This is a genomic window from Paraburkholderia sp. Ac-20340 (assembly GCF_017104965.1).
In the GTDB taxonomy this organism is placed as follows: domain Bacteria; phylum Pseudomonadota; class Gammaproteobacteria; order Burkholderiales; family Burkholderiaceae; genus Paraburkholderia.
The window spans coordinates 170,902-195,520 of sequence record NZ_JAAGPR010000003.1; the positions used below are offsets into that span (position 1 = coordinate 170,902).

The 24,619-nt window shown below is 64.7% G+C and carries 22 protein-coding genes; 4 read left to right on the top strand and 18 right to left on the bottom strand.

Features of this window, described 5'->3' with window-relative positions:
- Positions 1-90 precede the first annotated feature (90 nt).
- From G3N59_RS05995 to G3N59_RS06035, 9 genes are all read right to left on the bottom strand, one after another.
- A complete protein-coding gene (locus G3N59_RS05995) occupies positions 91-2,013 on the bottom strand; it encodes a PrkA family serine protein kinase (protein WP_027814734.1) in 1,923 nt (640 codons plus the stop codon).
- Between the two features lie 767 nt (positions 2,014-2,780).
- Positions 2,781-3,542: a hydratase gene (locus G3N59_RS06000; RefSeq protein ID WP_205981645.1), complete on the bottom strand. Its 762-nt coding sequence runs from the start codon at positions 3,540-3,542 to the stop codon at positions 2,781-2,783.
- A gap of 567 nt (positions 3,543-4,109) precedes the next feature.
- Complete coding sequence (locus G3N59_RS06005; RefSeq protein WP_205981646.1) at positions 4,110-5,897, bottom strand: methyl-accepting chemotaxis protein; 1,788 nt, start codon at positions 5,895-5,897, stop codon at positions 4,110-4,112.
- Positions 5,898-6,212: 315 nt separating this feature from the next.
- A complete protein-coding gene (locus G3N59_RS06010; RefSeq protein ID WP_205981647.1) occupies positions 6,213-7,289 on the bottom strand; it encodes a LacI family DNA-binding transcriptional regulator in 1,077 nt (358 codons plus the stop codon).
- Between the two features lie 245 nt (positions 7,290-7,534).
- Positions 7,535-8,569 carry an ABC transporter permease gene (locus G3N59_RS06015; RefSeq protein WP_205981648.1) on the bottom strand — a complete coding sequence of 345 codons (1,035 nt, stop codon included), beginning with the start codon at positions 8,567-8,569 and terminating at the stop codon, positions 7,535-7,537.
- Entirely contained in the window at positions 8,566-10,230 is a 1,665-nt protein-coding gene (locus tag G3N59_RS06020; protein WP_205981895.1) for a sugar ABC transporter ATP-binding protein, read from the bottom strand. The genes G3N59_RS06015 and G3N59_RS06020 overlap by 4 nt, the downstream gene beginning before the upstream one ends.
- A 402-nt stretch (positions 10,231-10,632) precedes the next feature.
- Positions 10,633-11,598 carry a sugar ABC transporter substrate-binding protein gene (locus G3N59_RS06025; protein ID WP_205981649.1) on the bottom strand — a complete coding sequence of 322 codons (966 nt, stop codon included), beginning with the start codon at positions 11,596-11,598 and terminating at the stop codon, positions 10,633-10,635.
- Between the two features lie 139 nt (positions 11,599-11,737).
- Entirely contained in the window at positions 11,738-12,715 is a 978-nt protein-coding gene (corA, locus tag G3N59_RS06030; protein ID WP_205981650.1) for a magnesium/cobalt transporter CorA, read from the bottom strand.
- Positions 12,716-12,954: 239 nt separating this feature from the next.
- A complete protein-coding gene (locus tag G3N59_RS06035) occupies positions 12,955-13,422 on the bottom strand; it encodes a hypothetical protein (protein ID WP_205981651.1) in 468 nt (155 codons plus the stop codon).
- A gap of 242 nt (positions 13,423-13,664) precedes the next feature.
- On the opposite strand from G3N59_RS06035, the gene cydX reads away from it, so the two are divergent.
- Positions 13,665-13,808: a cytochrome bd-I oxidase subunit CydX gene (cydX, locus tag G3N59_RS06040; RefSeq protein ID WP_205981652.1), complete on the top strand. Its 144-nt coding sequence runs from the start codon at positions 13,665-13,667 to the stop codon at positions 13,806-13,808.
- Entirely contained in the window at positions 13,805-14,389 is a 585-nt protein-coding gene (locus tag G3N59_RS06045; protein WP_205981653.1) for an ATP-binding protein, read from the top strand. Before cydX ends, G3N59_RS06045 begins: the two co-directional genes overlap by 4 nt.
- Positions 14,390-14,410: 21 nt before the next feature.
- On the opposite strand, the gene G3N59_RS06050 is transcribed toward G3N59_RS06045, so the two are convergent.
- Together G3N59_RS06050 and G3N59_RS06055 are read right to left on the bottom strand one after the other, a co-directional pair.
- Positions 14,411-15,517, bottom strand: a complete 1,107-nt coding sequence (locus tag G3N59_RS06050) for a saccharopine dehydrogenase C-terminal domain-containing protein (protein ID WP_205981654.1) — start codon at positions 15,515-15,517, stop codon at positions 14,411-14,413.
- A gap of 203 nt (positions 15,518-15,720) precedes the next feature.
- Entirely contained in the window at positions 15,721-16,185 is a 465-nt protein-coding gene (locus tag G3N59_RS06055) for an Lrp/AsnC family transcriptional regulator (RefSeq protein WP_103703784.1), read from the bottom strand.
- Between the two features lie 297 nt (positions 16,186-16,482).
- On the opposite strand from G3N59_RS06055, the gene G3N59_RS06060 reads away from it, so the two are divergent.
- Entirely contained in the window at positions 16,483-17,037 is a 555-nt protein-coding gene (locus G3N59_RS06060; protein ID WP_205981655.1) for a Spy/CpxP family protein refolding chaperone, read from the top strand.
- Positions 17,038-17,260: 223 nt separating this feature from the next.
- On the top strand, positions 17,261-17,695 hold the full coding sequence (locus tag G3N59_RS06065; protein WP_205981656.1) for a PGDYG domain-containing protein: 435 nt from the start codon (positions 17,261-17,263) through the stop codon (positions 17,693-17,695).
- Between the two features lie 14 nt (positions 17,696-17,709).
- Here G3N59_RS06065 and G3N59_RS06070 read toward each other — a convergent pair whose 3' ends face one another.
- The 7 genes from G3N59_RS06070 to G3N59_RS06100 all read right to left on the bottom strand — a co-directional run bounded on the left by G3N59_RS06070 (position 17,710) and on the right by G3N59_RS06100 (position 24,454).
- On the bottom strand, positions 17,710-18,075 hold the full coding sequence (locus tag G3N59_RS06070) for a DUF3022 domain-containing protein (protein ID WP_205981657.1): 366 nt from the start codon (positions 18,073-18,075) through the stop codon (positions 17,710-17,712).
- A gap of 139 nt (positions 18,076-18,214) precedes the next feature.
- The gene (locus G3N59_RS06075) at positions 18,215-19,024 is read right to left on the bottom strand and encodes a YhfC family intramembrane metalloprotease (protein ID WP_205981658.1); all 810 of its coding nucleotides are present in this window, start codon (positions 19,022-19,024) and stop codon (positions 18,215-18,217) included.
- Between the two features lie 132 nt (positions 19,025-19,156).
- Positions 19,157-20,230 carry a substrate-binding domain-containing protein gene (locus G3N59_RS06080; protein ID WP_205981659.1) on the bottom strand — a complete coding sequence of 358 codons (1,074 nt, stop codon included), beginning with the start codon at positions 20,228-20,230 and terminating at the stop codon, positions 19,157-19,159.
- Positions 20,227-21,192, bottom strand: coding sequence for a D-glycerate dehydrogenase (locus tag G3N59_RS06085; protein ID WP_205981660.1), 966 nt, complete (start codon positions 21,190-21,192; stop codon positions 20,227-20,229). The genes G3N59_RS06080 and G3N59_RS06085 overlap by 4 nt, the downstream gene beginning before the upstream one ends.
- Before the next feature lie 42 nt (positions 21,193-21,234).
- Complete coding sequence (locus G3N59_RS06090) at positions 21,235-22,518, bottom strand: MFS transporter (protein ID WP_205981661.1); 1,284 nt, start codon at positions 22,516-22,518, stop codon at positions 21,235-21,237.
- An 86-nt stretch (positions 22,519-22,604) separates the two neighbouring features.
- Positions 22,605-23,591 (bottom strand): sugar kinase, encoded by a 987-nt coding sequence (locus G3N59_RS06095; RefSeq protein WP_205981662.1) that lies wholly within the window; start codon positions 23,589-23,591, stop codon positions 22,605-22,607.
- A 71-nt stretch (positions 23,592-23,662) separates the two neighbouring features.
- On the bottom strand, positions 23,663-24,454 hold the full coding sequence (locus tag G3N59_RS06100) for a TIM barrel protein (RefSeq protein WP_205981663.1): 792 nt from the start codon (positions 24,452-24,454) through the stop codon (positions 23,663-23,665).
- Positions 24,455-24,619 lie beyond the last annotated feature (165 nt).

Sequence of the window (24,619 nt, forward strand, 5' to 3'; positions counted from 1 at the left end):
CGGCTGCGTGGCCTGCGCCCTGCCGGAGTTTCCTTTTGCGCCGCCGCACGATCGTTGCGGCGGCGCAGCAGGAAGGTAAAGCTTCTGCGCTCATGACGACTTGCGCACACGCAGATACCAGTCGCAGAGCAACCGGACCTGCTTCGGCGTATAGCCCTTCGCCACCATGCGGTTGACGAAGTCTTCATGCTTGCGTTGCTCTTCCGCCGATCCTTTTGCATTGAACGAGACAACCGGCAAAAGTTCTTCCGTATTCGAGAACATTTTCTTCTCGATCACCACGCGCAGCTTCTCGTAGCTGATCCAGGCCGGATTCTTGCCGGCATTGGCAGCACGCGCACGCAGCACGAAGTTGACGATCTCGTTGCGGAAGTCCTTCGGGTTGCTGATGCCCGCCGGCTTTTCGATCTTCTCCAGTTCGGCGTTCAGGGCCGCGCGGTCGAAGCTCTCGCCGGTGTCGTGATCGCGGAACTCCTGGTCCTGAATCCAGAAGTCGGCGTACGTGACATAGCGATCGAAGATGTTCTGACCGTATTCCGAATACGATTCGAGGTACGCGGTCTGAATCTCCTTGCCGATGAATTCAGCGTAACGCGACGCCAGCACGTCCTTCACGAACGACAGATACTTCTGCTCGGTTTCCGGCGGGAACTGCTCGCGCTCGATCTGCTGTTCGAGCACATACATCAGATGCACCGGATTCGCTGCCACTTCGGTCGAATCGAAGTTGAACACGCGCGAGAGAATCTTGAAGGCGAAACGCGTAGACACCCCGTTCATGCCTTCGTCGACACCGGCGAAGTCGCGATACTCCTGGTACGACTTGGCCTTTGGATCGGTGTCCTTGAGATTCTCGCCGTCGTAGACCTGCATCTTCGAAAAGAGGCTGGAATTCTCGGGTTCCTGCAGACGCGTGAGCACCGACATCTGCGCCATCATCTTGAGCGTGCCCGGTGCGCAGACGGCATCGGCCAGCGACGAATTGCGCAGCAGCTTCTCGTAGATCTTCATCTCTTCCGAGTAGCGCAGGCAGTACGGCACCTTCACCACGAAGATCCGGTCGAGCAGTGCTTCGTTGTTGCGGTTGTTGCGGAAGGCCTTCCATTCCGACTCGTTCGAGTGCGCGAGAATGATGCCGTTGAACGGAATCGCGCCGAAGCCTTCGGTGCCCTTGAAGTTGCCTTCCTGGGTCGCCGTGAGCAGCGGGTGCAGCACCTTGATCGGCGCCTTGAACATTTCGACGAATTCGAGCAAACCCTGGTTCGCGAGACACAGACCACCGGAGTAGCTGTAGGCGTCCGCATCGTCCTGCGCGTATTGCTCGAGCTTGCGGATATCGACCTTGCCGACCAGTGACGAGATGTCCTGATTGTTCTCGTCGCCGGGTTCCGTCTTGGCGATACCGATCTGACGCAGGATGGAAGGATAGCGGCGCACCACGCGGAACTTGCGGATGTCACCGTTGTATTCGTGCAGGCGCTTGACGGCCCACGGGCTCAGGATGCTCTTCAGATAACGGCGTGGAATGCCGTATTGCTCTTCGAGGATGGGACCGTCTTCGTCGTAGTCGAACAGACCCAGCGGCGACTCGTTCACGGGCGAGCCCTTGATCGAGTAGAACGGCACGCGTTCCATGAGCTGCTTGAGACGCTCGGCGATGGACGATTTACCGCCGCCCACAGGACCGAGCAGGTAGAGAATCTGCTTCTTTTCTTCGAGTCCTTGCGCCGCATGGCGGAAGTACGCGACGACCTGCTCGATCACGTCCTCCATGCCATAGAACTCGCGGAAAGCGGGATACACCTTGATGACCTTGTTCGCAAAGATGCGCGACGTGCGCGGATCATTGCGGGTATCGATCTGTTCTGGTTCCCCGATTGCCGTCAGCATGCGTTCGCCAGCCGTGGCGTACGCGCTGGGATCTTCTTTGCAGAGCGCGAGATACTCCTCGAGCGAGAGTTCCTCTTCTCGCGTTTTTTCGAAGCGGGTCGCGAAGCTGCTGTAGATATCCATGCTACCTCCTCGCCGAGATCTGCGACCGATGTCGTGCGCGGCGCGCTAATCGGAAACGACATCGCTCGAATTCATCCTAAACCCTTTTGAATTTTTTTTCACACATAAATCGCGCCGGATTCAAGGGCCGATTTGAGTGCTTGGAGCTACGCGAAACACGACTTACAATGATCTTCCCACCCTCGCAAGTTTCACGCCGTAGTGTGCGATATTACTGCCGATGTTACTGCGGTGAGTTGCACATAATCGCAGATAGATCGCAACGGTCTTCGACGTTCGAGCATCGCGAGAAAGGTTAAGCCGCACTGTCCGCTCGCTCCTCCTTCCCGCGCACCACTTCCTCCCTCAACGCATGGCCGCGCAAGCGCGTGTACACGCTGCAACGCTTTTTCATCGCCTTATTTGTAACAGTTCGATCCGGCGATGCCTTCGCTGATGCCGCGCGGATGCCCTATCGTTGCCTGCGCGTTTTTTCTCGTTTTACGCGTCGTATTGGCGTGCGTCGGTGACCTGCCGCGCATTTATTCGTGCATCTGCACAGTGTTTTTTGCGCGCTGCTGCCCCTATCGTCAGTAGTGGCATTTTTGTGCTCGCTGCATGGCCGACACGTTAAACATGTCACGCGTGACAGTTTGCGCGAAACATTTCGGTGCACGAAGTCAGCGGCGAGCCGAATGAAAAACGGCCATCGCGCAAATCGCGCAATGGCCGTAATGAAATGTGACGACGCATGCGTTCGCTGCGCCAGAGACGGGATCAGATCTGCATCACACGAATTCGATTTCGACTTCGCCGAATCCGTCGATATGACCGCGTAGCAGACCCGGGCCTTCGATGCGGTGAGCCCCTACGTAGGAACCCGTGGTAATCGTCCATTCGGGTTCGATGGTGATACCCATGGCGGCGCAATGGTTGACGAACCACAGCAGCAATTCACGCGGATCGCCCGCCGGATTGCCGGGCGCTTCGGGCACGAGCGAGACGCCGTCGAAGGTCAGTTCGAGTTCGGGCGCGACGAAATCCAGCGCGCGCGCGAGCGTGCCATAGGGCTGCGCATGGCCGGTCACGAGTGCGCCGTTGTTCTGCGCATCGGCGAGCTGGGCGAGCGGCGCGACATTGGGCCATTCGGCAAAACGGCTATCGACGATTTCGATCGCCGGCAGCACCTGGCCGACCAGCGCGAGCACTTCGTCGCGCGCATAGGCGTCGGGGCGCGGCGCGACCGGCTCGGCGAAACGGAACGCGATTTCGAGTTCCACCAGCACGCGAAAGAAGTGCTGGCGATCGACGCGCGCGGGCGACGCATGCACCAGGGTGGCGGGAATCGGTGCGCCCGAAGCGGCGCCGCCGGGCGAGCGTGCGCCGATCTTCCAGGCGCCCGTGGCGGTGCCCAGGCCGTCGATCACGGCCTGCTGGATCGCATAGGCGGTGGCCGCGTCGGGCGGCAGGCTTTCGGGCGGCAGCGTCTCGATCAGGTGATGGCGCTGACGCGCCGTCACGAGGCGTTGCACGAGATCGTCACGTGTCATGTCTGGGTCCTTGTTGTACGTTCGCCGGCCAACGCCGCATTGGCGATTGGCGCGGACAGGCACGTTGTCGTCATGGCTCGATGGCGGCGCGAGGCCGCCGGATTCGTCTGAATTGCGTTGATCCGCGTGAATCCGCTTGAATCCGCCCGAATCCAGCTGAATCCGCTTGATGCTGATGTCCGGCAATGCAGCGCGCCCTCCCTGGCGCCCATTCGTGACCGCATTGCCGCCCCGTTGTCCCGTTGTGCTGGCCTTTTCCCGGGCTTCTCCCGGCCTTGAACCGCTCCGGCCCTCGCCTCGCACGCCCTGCGGCGGCCTCCCGGGCCACCCGGTCCAGTTGCGGCGCAGTGTACCTTGCGCACCGGGCTGCGAGCGTGACACGACACACAATGTACCGTAACCATCCCGGCGCGGTACGCGCAGGCACCTTACGTGCAAAAAAAACGCCGCTGCAAGACAGCGGCGCAAATTCATCCGGCATGAGTTGCCGTTGTGAAGCGCGGGTTCAGCCGGTTCTCAGCCGCTTTTCGGCGGCTTATTACGCCGACGAAACCCGCGCAAACCGGTTTAGAACGTTTCCCAGTCGTCGTTCGATGCCGTAGCCGCGGCCGGGGCAGAGGCGCTCGCTGCCGGACGGGCGGCGGCCGGAGCGGCAGCCCTCGGTGCCGACTGCGCGGACGATGCGGACGATGCGGCAGCCTTGGGCGCCGGGCGAGCGGCAGCGGCCTTCGCGACCGGGCGCGCTGCGGGCTTCGGGCTGGCAGGCGCCGCGAGGACCGGCGCAGCGGGCGCAAACGACGTCGTCGACATGCTGTGATCGTCCAGGCTGAACACGGCCACGGCGGCGCGCAGACGGCCCGCCTGGTCTTCCAGCGACTGCGCGGCGGCGGCGGCCTCTTCCACCAGCGCGGCATTCTGCTGCGTGACTTCGTCCATCTGCGTGACGGCGCGCGCCACCTGGTCGATACCGCTCGACTGTTCCTGCGACGCGGCGGCGATCTCGCCCATGATGTCGGTCACGCGCTGCACCGCGCCGATGATCTCGGTCATCGTGCGGCCGGCTTCGTCGACCAGCGCCGAACCCGCCTGCACGCGCTCGACCGAGGTGTCGATCAGTGCCTTGATTTCCTTGGCCGCCGCCGACGAACGTTGTGCCAGGCTGCGCACCTCGCCCGCCACCACGGCGAAGCCCCGGCCTTCCTCGCCCGCGCGGGCCGCTTCCACGGCCGCGTTGAGCGCGAGAATGTTGGTCTGGAACGCGATGCCTTCGATGATCGTGATGATGTCGGAGATCTTCGCCGAGCTCTGGTTGATATCGCCCATCGTGCCGACGACCTGGCTCACGACGCTACTGCCCTTGTTGGCGATTTCCGAAGCGTTGGCCGCAAGCTGGCTCGCCTGGCGGGCGTTTTCGGCGTTCTGCTTCACGGTGCCGGTCAGCTCTTCCATGCTCGACGCCGTTTCCTGCAGCGCCGATGCCTGCTCTTCCGTGCGCGAGGACAGGTCGATATTGCCGGCCGCGATCTGGCGCGTGGCCGTGGCGATCGACTCCGCGCCTTCGCGCACCGAGCGCACCGTGTCGGTCAGGCTGCTCTGCATGCGCGAGACGCCGCCGAGCAGTTCGCCCATTTCGTCACGCGTACGCACCACGACGGGGCGGCGCAGATCGCCGGCCGCAATCGCCGTGAAGGCGCCCAGCGCCTCGCCGAGCGGCTCGGAAATCGCGCGGCGCAGTGCGAGGAACGAGAACACCGAAGCGCCGATGCCGATCAGCAGCGCGGCGACCACGGCGATACGAAGCTCGCTGAACGCCGCCTGCGAGGCGTCGAAACCGTCCTGCGCGAGGCCGGTCTGCAGCTTGTCGAGCGCGCTGTCGGCCTTCGAGAGCTGGTCGTAGGCGGCCTGCAGCGCTTTCGCGCCGTCGAGCACCTTGCTCTGGTCGGCGGCCGCGACGGTCGCGGCGAAGGTATCGGCGGCCTGATGCAGCGCGTCGCGTTTGGCGGCGACGTCCTGCGCGAGACGGTCTTCGTCCTGGCCGCGCGGCAGATCGAGATACTTTTTCCAGAAGCCGTCCGAAACGCCGCGCATTTCTTTGGCGCGGCCCAGCGTGACCGCCGCGTCGGGCGTGCCGATCTGGAAGGCCGCGCGGTCGAGCGCGAGGCGCTCGCGTGCGGCGTAGATTTCGGCCATGTTCACCGCATGGCCGCTTGGCATCTGATTCGTGTAGGTATCGCGATAGGCGTCGTTGGAGCGCGTGAGTCCAAGCAATCCCACCACGCTGATGACGACGATGAGCGTCGCCAGAAAACCCATCGTGAGGCCGATGCGTGCCTTGATGCTGATGCCCTTGTTCATGACTCTCCCGTGCTTGCCGAAGGCGGAGGCTGCCGCCCATAAAAACGAATAACTGCGCGAATAACTGCGTTTAACCTGCTCTGAATTCGTTTACGGCAAACGTTTGAGAGACTTGAAATTGTTATATGGTATGAAGAAAAAATCGAAATGCATGGCGCAACAGTTACAAATGCCCCGCTGCAGCTTTCGAATTATTGACAATGCGGCAGACGCCCGACGAATCGGGTCTGCGAACGCAATCAGGGAGGTAGCGCTGGATCGACATCACCACGTTGTATTCGCAACGGGATGATGTCGAAACGCTCTGGTGCGATGTCAGGCCGCGAGCGAGGCAGGCTCGGGTTCGGATTCCGGTTCGGCTTGCGATTCCTGCATGCCGCTCCACGGCGCGGTCGATTCGCGCGCCAGCAACTGCGGCGTCATGACGCGCCGGAGCACCTTCGCGTTATTGCTCTTCTCGCGATCGTTGTTGCCGATCCGCTCGATCAGCGTGAGCGCCGCCATTTCACCCAGCGCACGCGCGGGCTGCCCGACGGTCGAGAGCGCGGGCCAGGTGAAATTCCCCAGTTCGATATCGTCGAAGCCGATGATCGAACAGTCGGCCGGCACGCGCAGGCCGCGCTCGGCCGCCGCGCGCAATGCGCCGATGCCCATCATGTCGTTGACCGCGAAAATCGCGCTGGGCCGCACGCTGTCGAACAGCTGCGCTGCCGCGCGATAACCGCCGGCGCCCGAAAAATCCGCTTCGACGATTGCGCCTGGCGCGATTTCGATACCGCGTTCGGCCATCGCGCGCAGGAAGCCGTGCACGCGCATCGCGCTCACCGCGGTCGTGACCGGGCCGGTGATACAGCCGATATTCGAGTGGCCGAGTTCGAGCAGATGGCGCGTGGCGAGCCACGCGCCGCGCTCGTGGTCGATCTGCACGAGATCGGCGTCGAGGCCTTCGATGTTGCGGTCCACCACCACGATCGGCTCGCGCGTGTCGCCCAGTGTCGCGGCCAGCACGGCGTCGTCGCCGGCCGAGGCCACGATCAGGCCGTCGATGCGCTTTTCCTGCAGCACGCGCAGATAGTTGCGCTGCTTGACGGGATCGTCATCGGAATTGCAGAAGAACACGCAGTAGCCCTTCTGCGCGCAGCCGTCTTCGACGCCGCGTGCGAGTTCCGCGAAATACGGATTCGTGCCGTTGGGCACGACGAGCCCGATGGTCGCCGTCGAGCGCGCCTTGAGCGAGCGCGCGACCGCCGAGGGCACGTAGTTGAGCTCGCGGATTGCCTGCTCGACCTTGGCCCTCACGTCCGCCGACACGGGCCGCGAATTGTTCACCACATGCGACACCGTCGTGAATGACACCCCCGCCACGGCGGCCACATCTTTGATCGTCGCCATTTTTCTGTTGCTCCTGCTTTGTGCTGCGCGTTTTCTACTGCTGCCGCCGTACTCCCGGCGATTGCTCCCGGCGCCTGCGCTGGTTTGCTGGTCTGCTACGCAGGCGCGCCCTCGTTACGTTCTTATTGCTGCGATGCGCGGGCTGCCCGGTCCGCAGCCTGCCTTGCTACCTGATGCATCGCTTGTTCTGCTTTTTTTGACTACCTGTACGACTGACTGCGTGACTAACTGCTGAATCCTGTTGCTCACTTCCCGCCGCTGCGACTTCTGCTGCGCCGGTTACTGCGATACGTATCGAGCACCACCGCCACCACGATCACCGCGCCGGTGATGATGCGCTTGGTCGGCTCGTTCGCGCCGATCTGCGCGAGTCCCGCCGCCAACACGGAAATGATCAATACGCCGAAAAACGTGCTGATCACCGAACCTCGACCGCCCATCAGGCTGGTCCCGCCGATCACCACGGCCGCGATCACCTGCAGTTCGAGGCCGACGCCCGCGTTCGGATCGGCGGCTTCGAGACGCGACACCTGAAACAGCGCCGCGAGGCCCGACAAGGCGCCCATCAGCGCGAACACCAGAATCTTGTACGGCCGCGGATCGACGCCCGCGAGCCGCACCGCTTCCTCGTTGGTACCGATACCAATCAGATAGCGGCCGAACACCGTGCGCGTGAGCACCAGTTGCGCGATCACCATCACCGCGACGGCGATCAGAAACGCGGGCGAGATGCCAAACGCGATCGGATTCGAGAGGAAATCGAATGCATCGCCGATATACGCCGTGCGTGAATTCGTCATCTGGTACGCCAGACCGCGCGCCGCCTCCAGCACGCCGAGCGAGACGATGAACGACGGAATGCGCCAGCCCACCGTCACCGCGCCCGTGAGCATGCCGGTCGCGGCCGCAGCCAGCAGACCGAGCAGCGCCGACGGCAACGCGCCGAGGCCCCACTTCAGCGCCGCCACGCTCACCACCGACGCACCGAGCGCCAGCACCGACCCCACCGACAGATCGATGCCTGCGATGATCAGCACGAAGGTCATCCCCACCGACATCACGACGAGATCGGGAATCTGGTTCGCGATCGTGCTGAACGTATCGTATGTCAGAAAGTGCGAACTCAGCAGCGAGAACAGGACGATCATCGCGACCAGCGCGAGCGCCAGCCCCAGATAATTCGACAAACCAAAGCGCGTGCCCGCAGGCTTGCCGCTCGCCGCCTGCGTGCCATCGTGACCCGACGGCGATGGTTGTTCGCGCAACGGTTGATTCGTCATGAAGCGCTTCCTCCTGGGCCCGTTCCAGAGCCATCCGTTTCCACTTCGGGCAGATCGGCGGCATCGGCCAGCATGGCGTCCTCGGCGCGATAGCCCGCGAACGCCGCGCCCAGCAGCGCGTCCTGAGTCCACTCGCCGCGCGCGAACACGGCCGTCATCTTTCCCGCCGACATCACGCCGATGCGGTCGCAGATCAGCATCAGTTCGCGCAGATCGCTCGACACCACCACGAGCGCGCGGCCTTCGCGCGCCAGTGCGCCCATCAGCGCGTAGATGTCGAACTTCGCACCGACGTCGATACCGCGCGTCGGTTCGTCGAACAGCAGCACGCGCACATCGCTCGACGCGCGCCGCGCGAGCCAGCGGCCAATCACCACTTTCTGCTGGTTGCCGCCCGACAGTTCGCCCACCGCCTGCCCCGGTCCTGCCGTGCGAATGCGCATTGCATCGATCTGCGTCGCGGCCATGGCGTTTTCGCGCGCCGCGTCCACCACGCCGTAGCGCGACACCGCGCCCACATTGCCGAGCGAGACATTCGCGGCGATTGGTTGCGGCAGCAACAATCCTTCGCCCTTGCGGTCCTCGGTGATCAGCGCGATGCCTTCTCGCACCGCATCGACCGGCGAATCGATCCGCACCGGCACCGGCGTCTTGCCCGGCGCGGGCGCGAGCGCGACCGTGCCGCGATCCTTCGCATCGGCGCCGTAAATCAGGCGCATCAACTCCGTGCGTCCCGCGCCAATCAGGCCCGAGACGCCAAAAATCTCGCCCGCGCGCACGTCGAACGACACGTCGCGCACGGCATTCGCACGCGCCAGGCCGTCGACCTTCAACAAGGTCGCGCCGATGTTGCGCTCGCCCAGATCGATGCGCTCGCCCAGTTCGCGGCCCACCATCAACGCGACGATGCGATCGGGCGTGAGGTTCGCCATCGCGTCCTCGCGCACCAGCCGGCCGTCGCGCAGCACGGCCACGCGCTGCGCGATGCGCTCCAGCTCTTCGAGCCGGTGCGAGATGTAGACCAGCGCCACGCCGCGCGCCTTGAGCCGTGCGATCTGCTCGAACAGCAATTCGACTTCGCGGCCCGTGAGCATCGCGGTCGGCTCGTCGAGGATCAGCACACGCAGCGGCGCGCCCTCGGTGCCGATCAGATTGCGCGCGATCTCAACCAGTTGCTGATGGCCGATACCCAGTTCGCCCACCAGCGTATCGGGATCGATCGCTTCGAGGCCGACCTGCGCCATCGCCGCGCGCGCGTCCTCGCGCAGGCGCGCGCGATCGATCCAGCCCGCCCAGCCGAACGCTTTCGCGCGCGGCAGACGGTCGAGGAACAGGTTCTCGGCGACCGACAGGGTCGGCAGGAGGTTGAGTTCCTGCATCACCATGCGCACGCCGAGCGCTTCGGCTTCCTTGCGGCTGGCCGGTGCGTAGGCCGCGCCCATCAGCGTCATGCTGCCGGCGCTCGACGTAGTCAGGCCGCCCACGATCTTCGAGAGCGTGCTCTTGCCCGCGCCGTTCTCGCCCGTCAGCGCAAGCACCTCGCCTGCGCGCAGCGCGAGGCTGACGTCGGCGAGCACCGGCTGCTCGTAGGTCTTGCCGACGCCAGTCACCGTCAGCACCACGCCGTCGGCGGGTGCGGGGGACTGTGCATCGGGGGCCATTGCTTCCATCACGATCCTGTAGTCGCTGCCTCGAACGCTGCCTGCCATGGCGAATCGATTGCCCTGGGCACCGCGTACGATCCGCACAAAAAGGGCGCGGCCGGCGCGCGGTACGCGCTGGCCCGCCCTCTCCACAAGCTGGCGGCCGCCGGTTGGGCGGCACGCCGGGAATACGCTTCCGGTAGCGCGTCGGCACATGCGACGATCACGCAACCATCACGCTACGATTAACGGCGGCGCACAGCTTTTCTTGAGCGGTTTATTACACTTGCGCTACCGCGCCCGGCCAGCCGACCGGACTGCAACGGGAAACCGCCCCGGACGATGCACGCAGAAAATTCGGCATGCATATTTTGTGCCGCCCGAGGCGTGGCTTGGGGCTAAAAGCGGCCGAAAGCGCCCTTACTTGGTGACGAGCACGACCGGCGTTTCGACCACGCCCGACAGCTCGGCCTGCTTCTTGTGATCCTTGATCGCCTTGAGCGCCGTATCGATACCGAACACGGCCTGCTTTGCCGCGTATTGATCGGCGGTGGCGAGTACGCGGCCGTCCTTGAGCATCGGCTTGATGGCGTCGATATTGTCGTAGCCCACGACGTAGACCTTGCCCTGCTTGCCCGCCGCGCGCACGGCCGACACGGCGCCGATCGCCATGTTGTCGTTGCCGCACAGCAGCGCCTTCAGGTCGGGATATTCGTTGAGCATCGCCGAGGCCACCGCGTTGCCTTTGTCGATTTCCCACTCGCCCGACTGCGTGGAGACGATCTTCGCGCCGAGCGCGTCCATAGCGTCCTTGAAGCCGGCCGTGCGCTGCTGCGCGTTGGTGGTGGTCGACACGCCTTCGACGATACCGACCTGGTCACCAGCCTTGAGCTTCTTCGCCAGATAGTCGCCGACCAGACGCGCGCCCTTCTTGTTGTCCGGGCCCACGAACGGCACGTTCAGGTTCTTCGACTTGAGCACATCCGGGTCAAGCCGGTTGTCGATATTGACGACGATGATGCCCGCATCCACGGCCTTCTTGACGACCGGCACGAGCGCCTTGGAGTCGGCGGGCGCGAGCACGATGGCGTCGGCCTTGGCAACGATCATCTGCTCGACGATCTGGATCTGCGCGGCCGTATCGGTCTCGTTCTTGATGCCGTTGGTGACGAGATCGAATTCGCCCGAATTGTGCTTCTGATAGTCCTTCGCGCCGGTCTCCATGGTGAGGAAGAACTCGTTGGCGAGCGACTTCATGACAAGTGCAACTTTCGGCTTGTGGCCGGCGGCCTGGGCGTGTGCGGAAAGCGGCACACCGGCCGTGACGGCGACCGTCACGAGTGCAGCAGCAGTACAAAGAACGCGACGGCGAATGCGGGAGTTCATCCTGGTAGTCTCCGGTTGTCTGGCCCGGCTGGGCCGTATTTCTGTTTATACGCAAACGTTTGCAGGCGACCCATTCTGTGGGTTCGCGGCGCGCGGGTCAATGCTGCTGCACCGCAACGAGCGATGCAGCCAAACCCGCTTAAAGCCAGCCGCCGCGGCGGAACAGGATGTACAGCACCACGTCGATGGCCGCCATCACGGCGAGGCAAACCTCGTAACCGTACTTGAAATGTAGCTCAGGGATATGTTCGAAGTTCATCCCGTAGATACCCGCAATCATGGTCGGGACGGCGAACAATGCCGCAAACGAGCCAAGCCGCTTGGTCACCTCGTTCTCGGCCAGCGAGATCATGCCGAGATTCACCTGGATCGCCGTGACGATCATTTCGCGGCGCGCGTCGATCATGTTGGAGATGCGCACGAGATGATCGTAGACGTCGCGATAGTACGCCTGCATGCCCAGACACACCTGCGGAATGCGCCCGCCCACCAGTTTGCCCACGGCATCGACGAGCGGCGTGATGTGATGCTGAAGGATCACGAGGCGGCGTTTGAGCGAGTACAGATCCTCGATGATGGCGCGCGACTGCCCGAGCGTGTGTTTCTCGAAGATGCGGTCTTCCAGCTCCTCGATCTCGCTGGAGAGCGTTTCGAGCACCGGCGCGTAGCGGTCGACCACGCTGTCCATCAGCGCGTAGAGCACGAAGCCCGAGCCTTCCTTGAGCAGATCCGGCTCGCGCTCGCAGCGCGCGCGCACGTCCTGGAAACCCTGCACCGCGCGATGGCGCACGGAGAGCACGAAGTTCGGCCCGGCGAACACGTTGACCTGACCGGTGATGATTTCGCCTTCGCCGTCGATCTCGATCGTGTGGAACACCGCGAACAACGTGTTGCCGTATTCCTCGATCTTGGGGCGCTGGTTGCCGTTCATCACGTCTTCGATGGCGAGCGCGTGCAGGCCGAATTCTTCCTTCATCGCGGCCATTTCGCCGGCGTCGGGGTCCTTGAGCGCGACCCAGACAAAGCACTCGGGCTTTTGCAGATAGTCGCTGATGGCCTCGACGTCGATATCGGCCAGTTTCTTGCCGCCCTGATACGCGGCGCAATTGATAAGCATGTTCGGGTTCGTCCCGGCGGCGCGCACGCATAAAGCCGCGCCGCCTGTCCTCAAATTGTTACGGGATACGGTAAAGCGCTTGCCAGTGTAAGCGTTGCATCGACCATCGCGCGCGGCGCCAGTTCCGCAAAGCGCGTAGCAAGCGCGGTGCCAGGGTGCCTGCGGGCGTTTGATGAAAGCGAGGTGAAAGTCTGCGGCGCGCAAACCGCCATCGGTTCATGCGCGGCGGCGGGCAGCATTCACTGCGCCACGCGCCGGATGCCGATCCGATGATCCTTGTCGAACGTTACACTCGCGCGATTCGTGTAGCGCGGATCGACCATGAAGCGCAGCTCGACCACTGGATCGAACTGCGTCGTCACGCCGATGCGGTGGACGCCCGGCTTCAGGTAAAAAGTGACGTGCTCGCCGTCCATGAGATCGGTGACTTCTTCGCCATCGATATAGACGGGCGCATCGCGAAATTTGACGACGACGTTGCGCGTGCGCTCGCGCCGCACGTCCACGGCAACGAGGCCTTCGCCCGGCTCGGTGTAGCCCGGTTTGTCGATACGCGCCTGCGGCACCGGCTTGAAGGGCATGGCGGGCGCGGCTTCTTCGGCGCAGCCGCCGAGCGCCAGCGTCAGCATCAGCGCGGATGCCGCGGCCAGCGCCACGGCAGCGGTATTCCACGAACGGTGACGCTCTCTGCATACGCGCAATGGCATGGGCGTAGTCCCCTGGTGTCTATCGGCGTTTATCGGCTTTATCGATTTTTACTGCCGGCCTGCGAGCGCCCATCATATACGCACTGGGCCAGGCTGCTGCGTCGGGCGGCGCACCGTCGGGCGGCACTTGTTCCGGGCACGCTGACGGCAATGGTATATGCTGCGGGAATTGGCGCGCGATCGCGCGATTTCGGTCGATGAACGAATCGGCTCACCCCGTCAATCCCCGGAGGACGCAGACTATGTGGTACTTCACGTGGATACTCGGCATCGGCGTGGCGCTTGGCTTTGGCATCATCAACGTGATGTGGCTGGACGCCAACGGCAAGCTGCTCAATGGCGACGCCGCCGCACCGCCCGGCGAGGCATCGGACCGGTCTGCGTGACACGGCTGGTTTTCTTCTGCGGCCACGCGGGCACCGGCAAGACCTCGCTCGCCAAACGTCTGATCGCCCCGCTCGCCCGCGCGACGGGCGAACCCTTCTGCCTGCTCGACAAGGACACGCTCTACGGGCGCACCAGTGCGGCGACGCTGGCCGCGCTCGGGCAAGATCCGCACGACCGCGACAGTCCGCTCTTTCTCCACCATCTGCGCGACCCGGAATATCAGGGCGTGCTCGATACTGCGCGCGAAAATCTGGCGCTGGGCGTGAGCGTGCTGGTGGTCGGGCCGCTCTCGCGCGAAGTGCGCGAGCGGCGTTTGCTCGATCGAAGCTGGCTGGGCGTGACTGACGACGTGGCGCTCGCCGCCGTCTGGGTCCATGCCGATGAAGCGACGGCGCACCGGCGCATCGTGGCGCGCGCGCATCCCGACGATGCCTGGAAACTCGCGCATTGGGACGAATATCGTCAGCGGCGTTTCGAACCGGAAGGCGCGCAACGCGACGATCTGATCGTGTTCGATACGACCGCGCCCACCCCAGCCGATTACGACGCCTTGCTCGATCGGCTGGTGCGGGCGGGTTGAGTCGATCGCGAGCGGAGCGCTTCAGCTCACCGCGACTGGCGCAAACGCATCGAGCGTCGCGCCTTCATAAACCTGACCGAAACGGTTCGCCAGGAAATCGGTCAACGACACCTGCTCCTGACGCACGAAACCCGCTTGCGGCAGGCGCTTTTCGCGGAACAGATCGAGCACCGCGCACATCGCGCCCGCCGTGGTGATCTGGATCGCGCTCATCGGCACGCCGCAGACCGTCTTCGCGAAGATCTTGCGTGTGAACACTTCCTGCACCAGCTGGCCGTTACGCATGCCGGTGACCGTCATGAAGATCAGCACGACGTCCTGCTCGGTGGCGGGAATGGCGCGGCGCATGATCGACTTGAGCACATCGCGATCACCCGACAAACGCAGATCTTCGAGCAGGAACTGCATCAACGCGCGATGGCCAGGATATCGCACCGACTTGTAATCGAGCGATTCCACCCGGCCCGCTAGCGTTTCGCATAGCGTCCCCAGCCCGCCCGACGTATTGAATGCTTCGTACTCCACGCCATCGAGCGAAAAGTGTTCGAGGCCTTCGAGCGGCTGCACCCATTGCGTCCGACCATCGCGGATCGCTTCGCAAGGCTGGCAGTATTCGTTGATGAGACCGTCCACGCTCCAGGTGAGGTTGTATTTGAGCGCGTTGGTCGGGAACTGCGGCAGCGCGCCCACGCGCATCTTCACTTCGCGGATTTCAGTGAAGCGGCTCGCGAGCGCATGCGCGGCCAGGCCGATAAAGCCCGGCGCGAGCCCGCATTGCGGCATGAAGGCGTGATCGGCGCCATCGGCGAGTGCGCGGATGGCGTGGGTCGCGCGCACGTCTTCGGTCAGATCGAAATAATGAACGCCCGCGCCCTTGGCCGCCGAGGCCACGTTCACCGCGAGGTAGTACGGCAGCGCATTGATGAGGACGTCGTAGCCTTCGAGCGCGCCGCGCAGCGCGGCGGCATCGGCGGAATCGACGCGGATGGTGGGGATGCCCTGCGCCGAAAGCACGTCGAGCGCATGCGCATCGCGGTCGAGCGCGGCCACTTCGTAATCCCCGGTTTCACGCAGCATGTGTGCAATGGTGTGGCCGATCAGCCCGGCGCCTGCGATCGCGACTTTCATCTTGCATCTCCTTTTAGTGTTCTGTGGTCGGGGCCATACCGCGCCCGCTCGACTACAGTCTAGGGAGGTGCAAAATCAGATCATAGGCGCAAAATGATGCGTATCGACGTCAGATTTCGTCATTCTGACGATGATTTTCGTCGAAATGACGAAAAAGCGTAAAAACGCCGTTAACAAGGGATCAACGCGGCGCGCGAAGCGCCCTATCCCATCACCGTGCCGCGGTCGATCTTGCGTGCGAGCACGATCGATGTTGTGGTGCGTTCGACGCCCTGCATGCCGCCGATCTGGTCGAGCAGTTCGTTCAGACGTTCGGGGGAATCGGCGCGCAGCCACGCCACATAATCGTATTCGCCGGATACCGCGCAGAGCAGTTGCACCTCGGGCATCTTGCCCAGCCGCTTCTGCACATCGGGGCCGTGGCGCGGCGCGATGATGAGTCCGACCCACGCCTGCAGACTCGCATCGAGCACGTCCTGACCGAGCCGCACGCCATAGCCCGCGATCACCTGCGAACGTTCGAGCCGCGCGATGCGCGCGAGCACGGTGGTGCGCGCAACGCCGAGCTGGCGCGCGAGATTCGCCACGCTTTCCCGCGCGTTTTCCTGCAGCAGCGCAACGAGGCTGCGGTCGAGGTCGTCGAGTTGGTCGAGGCGCGGCGGTCTCATCGTGGTGACGGCTCCTGTAGCGTGATCGAAGCGAAAGGTCGCATCATTATCGCGCGCGTATGCACGCCGGATGCAGGGTGTTTCAGCTTATTTCCGAGCGTTTCGTTTGTAAGCAGTTGTCGCATCGGCGCCGTTTTGTCGCGATAACGTGGTACTAATAACGCCTGCAACACGACTGCAACGTGTGTGTATGAGGCTCGCACCACGGCTGTACCACGCGGTCCTGTGCCTACTCGCTACAAAGTGGCTTCCAGACAGCTACAAACTCGCTACGAAATGAAGATTCAAGGAGCAACAATGAAGAAAGCTTTCGTCATCCTGGCCGCTACGCTCACGATGAGCGCCGCCTTCGCGCAAGGCGCTGTCGCACAAACGGCAGCCGCGTCCACGCCGGTCGCCGCAGCCGCATCGAGCGCCGATGTGCGCGCCGCGCAGCATCAGCAGCGCGTGGAAGAGCGTATTGCTTACCTGCACTCGTCGCTGAAGATCACCGCCGATCAAGAGCCGCAATGGAAGACGTTTGCCGATGTCATGCGCAGCAACGGCCAGACCATGGCCGATCTGTACAAGCAGCGCGTGGAAGGCGAAGCGCAGCGTAACGCGCTCGACGACATGAAGCAGTACGCCCAGATCACCCAGGCGCACGCCGACGACATGCAGAAGCTCGTGACGGCCTTCGAGCCGCTGTACACCAGCTTCTCGCCGGAACAGAAGAAGCTCGCGGACACGACCTTCCGTCACCCGGATCACGGCCCGAAGGGTGCGGCGCATCCGAAGCACAAGCTGAAGCCGAAGGCCAAGGCGCCGGCTGCCGCAGCCAGCGCCCCGGAAGCCGCTAGCGCAGCACAGTAAAGCGACAGGAAATCGGGCGCCGCTCGCGCGCGGCCCGATTTCAAGGTACGCTTGCGGACCGCACGACGGCCGGGCTCGAATGCCCGGCCGTCGTGTTTTTGCGTGGCTGTTTTGATGCAGGTTTGAACGGCGGGCGGTATTTGCGCTCGCTGGCGCTTGAGCCTATATTTCAGGCAGTTTTTGTACCGATATGCTTTTCAGGCACGAGTCCGCCGCTACCACCATGATCGAACTGACCCAACTCGACCTCGCCGCCGATCCCGCCGCACAACGCGTGGTCAAGGACGAAACCGTCGCCGTCGAATTCGCGGCCGCCCCGGGCGAGCTGATGAGCCTCGAAGGCCCGAACCGCTACGCACCCGGCGACGCCATCATCACCGGCGCGACCGGCGAGCGCTGGGTCGTTTCGCGCGAACGCTTCGATCCGAAATATCTGCCCGCCGATGCCGCGCTCGCGCACGGTCAACCGGGCGCTTACCGCAATCGTCCGAGCGTCGTGCTGGCCAAGCGGATGGACGAGCCCTTCACGATCCTGCGCGCAGCGGGCAGCGACCGTCTGAACGGCGCGGCCGGCGACTGGGTCATGCAGTACGCCCCCGGCGATTACGGCGTGGTCAAGGCCGCGCGTTTCGCCAAGGTGTACCGGCTGGCCGACTGAGCGCCGCCCTTCCCTCAGGCAAATTCCTCGTCGAGATCGAGCGTGACTTCGCGCGGCGTTTCCTCGCCCTTCGCGTGCTGCTCCTCGAGCGAGCCGATGGTCGCTTCCACGTAGGCGCGCAGCACAGCAAAACTGCGCCCGCGCAGGCGCGCCGGCAGCGCGCGGTAACGCGCCATCGCGGCGGGCGTAATCGCCACCGTCAGCGTCATGCGGCGCGCAGCCGCGCCCATGCGCATCGCCACCCAATGCACGACCAGCAGCGGCGAGCCGTTTTCGGCCGCCTGTTCGGCAAAGCGCGTCTGTTCGGGGAACAGATCGGCGATCACGCGCGCAAGCTGCTCGATATCGGCGCTTGCGCATTCATACAGATAGTCTTCCATCGCTCGGCAATGCCCGGTGTGAAGTGATTCGAGATAGCGCCGAAGCGTACCCGAGCGGCCGCCGCGGCGCCAGTGCCGTGGCCAGCCGGTGCAGGCAAGACAGGCAGGAAAGCCAGCGATTCCAGCAACGCTGGCCGGATCAGGCCGTGCGCGGCTCGCTGCGACGCGGCGAGCAGGTCTTGAACAGGACGATGGCCGCGACGATCGCGAGCGACACATAGAGCGCATCCACGGCCACCAGCGGCACGAGGCGCGCCTGGAACATCGCGGCGGGCACGTCGATCAGCGCATGCACGCCGATGGCGATCGGCAGGATGGTCTTGCGCCCGGCCTGCACGCCGCGCCACATCAGCACGGAGAGCCCGATCTGGAACACGAACGCCGCCGTGCGTTCGAGCGCGAACACGCCCGCATGCAGCGGCGACAGCGTGGCGAGCACCAGATGCACGCGCAGCACCGAATCCATCGTCAGATTGGTCAGATGGTCGTCGAGCTCGCCGCGATTGGCGAGCACCGCGAAAAAGATCCACTGCAACTGCACCAGCACGCCGACAAACCACGCTTCCGCGCCGCCATGGCCGATGCCGTAAGCGAGTCCCGTGCTGTCCTGCGGCGTGTTGGGCAGACGGCCGCCGCGTCGCGCCAGCATGCGCATGGCGATGTAGCGCCCCACTTCCTCGCACACGCCGGCGGCGAGCGCGCCGTAGACGACGAAGGCGATCGGGTTGGTCAGCAGATCGGCGGTCGCGGGGTTGTCGTGCAGGATAAAACCGTTGAGCGCGCGCTCGACCACGGTGGCGAACAGCGCGAAGACGGCAATCCCGGCGATGGTGTCGCGCCAGTCGAACATAAAGGGCCGGCGCAGGCGGCGGTACAGCGAAATCGGCAGCAAAGCGACGAACAGCGTCGCGAGAGAAAGGCAGACGAGCGTGAGCGGATCTACGTGCATGGGGTTCCTTGTGACGTCCGGCGTGCGCACAAAATCACTCATGTCGCCCGCCGCAGCCCGCATCATCGCAGAAAATGGGCCGATCGCGCAGCGCCGACCGCCGCAGCGGCGGCCGCGCCCAGCCTTTGCGCTTCAGCCCAGCGTCGACGCCCGCACGACCAGTTCGCCCGGAAAAGCCGCCGCGCGCGCGGCGGGCGCCGCGCCTTCGATGCGCTCGTGCAGGAACTCGACGGCGCGATAGCCGATTTCGCGCGTCGGCTGCCGGATCGTGGTGATGCCGGCCAGTTCGGCCCAATCGGGATCATCGATGGCGATCAGCGCGGCCTGCTGCTGCCATTGCGCGCCGAGCGTCGCCTTCAGATGGAGCGCGAGTTGCAGCGCAACCGGCGCGTTGGCCGCGAATAGCGCGCAGCGGGCGCCGCGTCGTGCCGCATCGGCGAGATGCTGGTCGAGGGCGGCCAGCGAAGCGGCGGTCGCGGCCTCTTCGCGCAGATCCAGCACATGCGTGCGCTGCGCGCAGCGGGCGTTCTGCGTGGCCGTGCGAAACGCCGCTTCGCGCTCGCGGCGCGAACTCACGTGCTCGAACGGCTGCACCACGAATACCAGATCGTCGTAGCCGCGCTCGATCAGATGCTGCACGCCTTGACGCACGGCAGCGGCGTTGTCGAGACCGACCATATCGGCGTCGAGCCCGTCGACCGTGCGGTCGACCAGCACCGCCGGAATGCCGCCGCTGCCCACCGGCTTGAGCATCGATTCGCGCACGCCCAGCGCGTTGACGATCACCCCTTCCACCCGATACGTCGTGAGCAGTTGCAGATAACGCCGCTCCATATCGACTTCGTTGGCGGCGTGGCAGATCAGCGGCATATAGCCGAGCGCGTGGCAGGCCTCTTCCACGCCCTGCAGCACTTCGACCGAATACGGATTGGCCAGATCGGCGAGCAGCAGGCCCAGCAGCCGGTTGCGCCCGCGCTTGAGGCCGCGCGCCATCTGGTTGGGCCGGTAGTCGAGCCGTTCGATGGCCGCTTCGATGCGCGCACGCAGATCGGGCGACAGCACCGACAACTCGCCGTTCAGGTAGCGCGAAATGCTGGTCTTGCCCGTGCCCGCTTCGCGCGCGACATCGCTGATGGTCGCGCGGCGTGCCGTGCCGGCGCTTGCCGCGCTGTCCTGCGCGTCCGGGCCGCTCGCACCCACGCTCATCGCGCCAGCACCTCGCGGTTGACGATGTTGGTGCGCAGCGTGCCGGCCAGCGCCGCCACCAGGTTTTCGGCCGCGTTGAGCGCCATCGCGTGACGCGTCTCGTGCGTAGCCGAACCGATGTGCGGCAGCGCCACCACATTCGGCATGCGCAGCAGCGGCGAAGCCGGATCGATCGGCTCCTGCTCGAATACGTCCAGACCCGCGCCGTGGATCGTGCCCGCTTCGAGCGCGGCGATCAGCGCCTTTTCGTCGACGGTCGCGCCGCGCGAGGCGTTGATGAGGATCGCGCTCTTCTTCATCTTCGCGAACTGCTCCGCGCCGATCATATGGCGCGTGGCGTCGGTCAGCGGCACCTGCAGGCAGACGAAATCCGCCGTGGCGAGCAGCTCGTCGAGTTCGACTCGGCGTGCGCCGTATTCGCGCTCGGCCGTCTCGTTCGGGCTGCGGTTCGTGTAGAGCACCTTCATGTTGAAACCGAGCGCCGCACGACGCGCGACCGCGCCGCCAATGCGCCCCAGCCCGACGATACCGAGCGTCTTGCCCTGCACGTCCACGCCGAAGTGCGCCGGGCCGATGCTCGCCTTCCACTGGCCGGCCTTGACCCAGTCGGCGAGTTCGACCACGCGGCGCGCGCTCGCGAGAATCAGCGAGAACACCGTATCGGCGGTCGATTCCGTGAGCACGTCGGGCGTGTGCGCGAGCACGATGCCGCGCTGCGTGAGATCGGGCACGTCGAACTGGTCGAAGCCCACCGAGATGGTCGAGAGCGCCTTGATGCGCGTGCCGTCGAGCATCGACGGCGTAATCTTCACGCTCGCGCCGATGGCGCCGTCGGCGTCCTTGAGCGCGGCGCCCAGGGCTGCCGCGTCGCTGCCATCGACGAACACGACTTCGGCATGCTCGCGCAGATAGTCGGTGACGTCGGCAGGCAAGGTCTTGTAGGCAACGATTTTCTGCTTCATAGGTCCGCTGTTTCCGTTCGTTCGGGTGCGTTGTCGAATGCGTTATTTACCATGCGCGGGCGCGGCGTAGCCAGGGGCATCGTCGCGGCGCGGCTTTACGGCGAGCGTGAGGCCCACCGAAACCAGCAGCGCCGCGCTCATGAACGCGTAGGATGCCGCAGGCGAGCCGGTCGCGCCATTCAGATAGCCGACCACGTACGAGCCCACGAAGGAACCGAGCGCGCCCATGCTGTTGATCAGCGCCATCGCGCCGCCCGAGACGTTCTTCGGCAGCAGTTCCGGCACGATCGCGAAGAACGGGCCGTACGGCGCGTACATCGCCGCGCCGGCGACCACCAGCAGCGCGTACGAGATCCAGAAGTGCGTCGCGCCCAGCGCATACGAGCCCGCGAACGCCATCGCGCCGATCAGCAGGAAAGGCCACACGAAGGCGCGGCGCTTGTTGAGCTTGTCCGAGGCCCACGAGGCGGCGAGCATCGCGATGGTAGCAGCGAGATACGGCATTGCCGAGAGCCAGCCCGTTTCGACCATGCCCAGCGACGAACCGTTTTTGACGATCGACGGCAGCCACAGCACGAAACCATAGACGCCGATGCTCCAGCAGAAATATTGCGCGCACAACAGGATCACGGCGGGCGAGCGGAACGCTTCGGCGTAATTCTTGACCGGTTTGATGGCGGCCTGTTCGGCGCGCATGGTGGCGTCGAGCGCGCGTTTTTCGTCGTTCGAGAGCCAGTTCACCTGCGCGGGTTTGTCGCGCACGAGGAACCACCAGCACACGGCCCAGAGCACGGCGGGCACGCCCTCGGCGATAAACATGTGGCGCCAGCCGTACGCATGCACGAGATAGCCCGACACCACCGACATCCACAGCACCGTCACCGGATTGCCGAGAATCAGAAACGTATTGGCGCGCGAGCGTTCGGATCTGGTGAACCAGTTGCTGATGTAGATGAGCATCGCCGGCATCACCGCGGCTTCCACCACGCCCAGCACGAAGCGGATCGCCATCAGCGAAGGAATATTCGTGACGACGCCGGTGAGCGCGGCGCAGCCGCCCCACAGCAACAGGCTCACGAACACGAGCGTGCGCACGCTGCGGCGCTCGGCATAGACGGCGCCGGGCAACTGGAAGAAAAAATAGCCGAGGAAGAACAGCGCGCCGATCAGCGAGGACAGCGCGGGGCTGATGCCCAGATCGCGATTGATGCCCGCCGCCGAAGCGAAACCGTAGTTCGCGCGGTCGAGGTAGGCGAGGCTGTAGGTGATAAAGACGATCGGCATGATCGCCCACCAGCGGCGCGGGGCAAGCGAGGTTGTGGTCATCGGTGTCTCCTTTCGGCGGTACGGCTGGCTTGAGCGCCCCGTACCGTTCCTTGCAAAGCGGCTTGAATGGGGGCGTTGAGGCTGTGTTACGCGGCGGCCTGCGCGGGGCTGCGGTCGTGGGCGTCGTGGGCTTCAAGCGCGTCCAGTTCGGCACGCGTCGGCAGCCCTTCCGAATCGCCGATCACCTGCACCGCGAGCGCGCCGATGCGGTTGCCGCGCGCGACCGCCTGCGGCAGCGTGCGCCCTTCGAGCAGCGCGCTCACCACGCCGACGGCAAAGCCATCGCCCGCACCCACGGTATCGACCACGTTTTCCACGCGCTGCGCCTGCACATGGCCGCGCTCGCCGGTGTTGGTCTCGAAGTACGCGCCTTCGGCGCCCAGCTTGACGATCACGCCGCGCGCGCCGCGCTCCAGATAGAAGCGCGCGATCAACTCGGGATCGTCGGAGCCGGTGAGAATACGGCCTTCGTTGACGCCCGGCAGCACCCAGTCGGCGAAACGCGCAAGTTCGTTGAGCGTCGCGACCATTTCGGCTTCCGAGCCCCAGAGCGTCGGGCGCAGGTTCGGATCGAAGCTGATGGTGCGGCCGGCTTCGCGCATCTCGCGCGCCAGCAGGAAGGCGAGTTCGAGCGAGGTCGACGAAATCGCCGGGGCCACGCCGCTCAGATGCAGATGGCGCGCGCCCAGCACATAGCCGCGCTTGAAATCGCCGATCGACAGGTGGCTCGCAGCCGAGCCGCGGCGGAAATATTCGACGGCCGGATCGCTGCCATCGTCGGTTTTCGACTTGAGCTGGAAGCCGGTGGGATAGCGCGGATCGGTTTCGACACACTGCGCGTCGATGCCTTCCTGCTCCAGCACGCCGCGCACGAAACGGCCGAACGAATCGTCGCCGACGCGGCTCATCCAGCCCACCTTGAAGCCCAGCCGCGCGAGGCCGGTCGCCACGTTCAGCTCCGCGCCCGCCGCGCGTTTGGTGAAGTGCGCGACGTCGGAGAGCGCGCCGGTGTCGGCGGCCACGAACATCGCCATGGCCTCGCCGTAGGTGATCACATCGAGTGAGTGCGTCATGGAATGCGTTCCTGCAAAAGTGAATTCGGGAGCGGCGCGTTTCGCGTTTGCGTTTGCGTTTGCGTGTGCGCTCAGGCCGTTGCGAGCCACGCCACGTAGCGCGACGCGTCTTCGTCGATACGCGCTTCGTCGAACGGAAACTCGATGCCGCGTGGCACGTTCGCCGGCAGGCGCGCGAGCGCGGCGCGGCACAGCGGATCGTCGGCGGCGGGCGCACAGGCGAAGCGTCGCGCGCCTTCACCCTCGACCGCCTTGCAATGGATGTATTCGACGTACGGCGCGAGCGCGACGGCGGCCATCAGCGGCGCTTCGCCGGTCCACTGCCAGTTGCCGATGTCGAAAGTCATGCCGATCAGCTTGTCCTCGTTCGCGGCGCGCAAGGCGCGGAACAACGCGGTGAACTGCGCGAGCTTGCCGCCCTGTTCGAGCTGGCCGTTCTCGACCACGACACGCAGCGCGCCTTCCTCGCCTTCCGGTGCCTTCAGGCCGAGTTCTTCGAGAATCGCCGCGAGTCGCGCGACATGCGCCTCGCCGGCAAAACCGCCCAGTTGCAGTTTGACGAAGCGCGCGCCCAGCGCACGGGCGCATTCGACGGCGTGGCGCAGTTGCGCTTCGTTGAGCGCGCCGTCATCGGCGTAAAGCGTGTCGGGCGTCGACCAGACCGGCCACAAGCCCGATCCCGCAAGCGACGTGCCGAGCGCACGCAGCGCAGCGGGCTCGGCATCCGCGTCGTGCATCAGTTCGCGCCGCACTTCGAACGCGCCCGCGCCCGCCGCTTTCGTTGCGCCGAACCACGCCGCATGGCCGTCACGCCAGATCGATCCTGCGCCAAACGCGCTTGCCACAATTGCTACTTCCGCCATCGTCGTCTTCCTGTTGCATCCCGTTGCTGCCGGTTCCGCTTGCCTGAATTTGCGCGTCTCCGCGCGATGTGTTTGGAACCGGTTCCAATCTGGCGCCGAAAAAAAGCGCCTGGGCGCCTGGGTTCCGAACCGTCAAATTGATGGCGCGATGTTGCGCCGACCCCG

Excerpts from the sequence above, each read along its gene's own strand:
- G3N59_RS06055 (WP_103703784.1), bottom strand. The coding sequence starts at position 16,185 with ATGAGACCGCCGCGCCTCGACCAACTCGACGACCTCGACCGCAGCCTC.
- G3N59_RS06060 (WP_205981655.1), top strand. The coding sequence starts at position 16,483 with ATGAAGAAAGCTTTCGTCATCCTGGCCGCTACGCTCACGATGAGCGCC.
- G3N59_RS06080 (WP_205981659.1), bottom strand. The coding sequence starts at position 20,230 with ATGAGCGTGGGTGCGAGCGGCCCGGACGCGCAGGACAGCGCGGCAAGC.
- G3N59_RS06005 (WP_205981646.1), bottom strand. The coding sequence starts at position 5,897 with ATGAACAAGGGCATCAGCATCAAGGCACGCATCGGCCTCACGATGGGT.
- G3N59_RS06070 (WP_205981657.1), bottom strand. The coding sequence starts at position 18,075 with ATGGAAGACTATCTGTATGAATGCGCAAGCGCCGATATCGAGCAGCTT.
- G3N59_RS06095 (WP_205981662.1), bottom strand. The coding sequence starts at position 23,591 with ATGACGCACTCACTCGATGTGATCACCTACGGCGAGGCCATGGCGATG.
- G3N59_RS06010 (WP_205981647.1), bottom strand. The coding sequence starts at position 7,289 with ATGGCGACGATCAAAGATGTGGCCGCCGTGGCGGGGGTGTCATTCACG.
- G3N59_RS06090 (WP_205981661.1), bottom strand. The coding sequence starts at position 22,518 with ATGACCACAACCTCGCTTGCCCCGCGCCGCTGGTGGGCGATCATGCCG.
- G3N59_RS06020 (WP_205981895.1), bottom strand. The coding sequence starts at position 10,230 with ATGGCCCCCGATGCACAGTCCCCCGCACCCGCCGACGGCGTGGTGCTG.
- G3N59_RS06035 (WP_205981651.1), bottom strand. The coding sequence starts at position 13,422 with ATGCCATTGCGCGTATGCAGAGAGCGTCACCGTTCGTGGAATACCGCT.
- corA (WP_205981650.1), bottom strand. The coding sequence starts at position 12,715 with ATGCTTATCAATTGCGCCGCGTATCAGGGCGGCAAGAAACTGGCCGAT.
- G3N59_RS06050 (WP_205981654.1), bottom strand. The coding sequence starts at position 15,517 with ATGAAAGTCGCGATCGCAGGCGCCGGGCTGATCGGCCACACCATTGCA.
- G3N59_RS06000 (WP_205981645.1), bottom strand. The coding sequence starts at position 3,542 with ATGACACGTGACGATCTCGTGCAACGCCTCGTGACGGCGCGTCAGCGC.
- G3N59_RS06015 (WP_205981648.1), bottom strand. The coding sequence starts at position 8,569 with ATGACGAATCAACCGTTGCGCGAACAACCATCGCCGTCGGGTCACGAT.
- G3N59_RS06100 (WP_205981663.1), bottom strand. The coding sequence starts at position 24,454 with ATGGCGGAAGTAGCAATTGTGGCAAGCGCGTTTGGCGCAGGATCGATC.
- G3N59_RS05995 (WP_027814734.1), bottom strand. The coding sequence starts at position 2,013 with ATGGATATCTACAGCAGCTTCGCGACCCGCTTCGAAAAAACGCGAGAA.
- cydX (WP_205981652.1), top strand. The coding sequence starts at position 13,665 with ATGTGGTACTTCACGTGGATACTCGGCATCGGCGTGGCGCTTGGCTTT.
- G3N59_RS06025 (WP_205981649.1), bottom strand. The coding sequence starts at position 11,598 with ATGAACTCCCGCATTCGCCGTCGCGTTCTTTGTACTGCTGCTGCACTC.
- G3N59_RS06085 (WP_205981660.1), bottom strand. The coding sequence starts at position 21,192 with ATGAAGCAGAAAATCGTTGCCTACAAGACCTTGCCTGCCGACGTCACC.
- G3N59_RS06075 (WP_205981658.1), bottom strand. The coding sequence starts at position 19,024 with ATGCACGTAGATCCGCTCACGCTCGTCTGCCTTTCTCTCGCGACGCTG.
- G3N59_RS06065 (WP_205981656.1), top strand. The coding sequence starts at position 17,261 with ATGATCGAACTGACCCAACTCGACCTCGCCGCCGATCCCGCCGCACAA.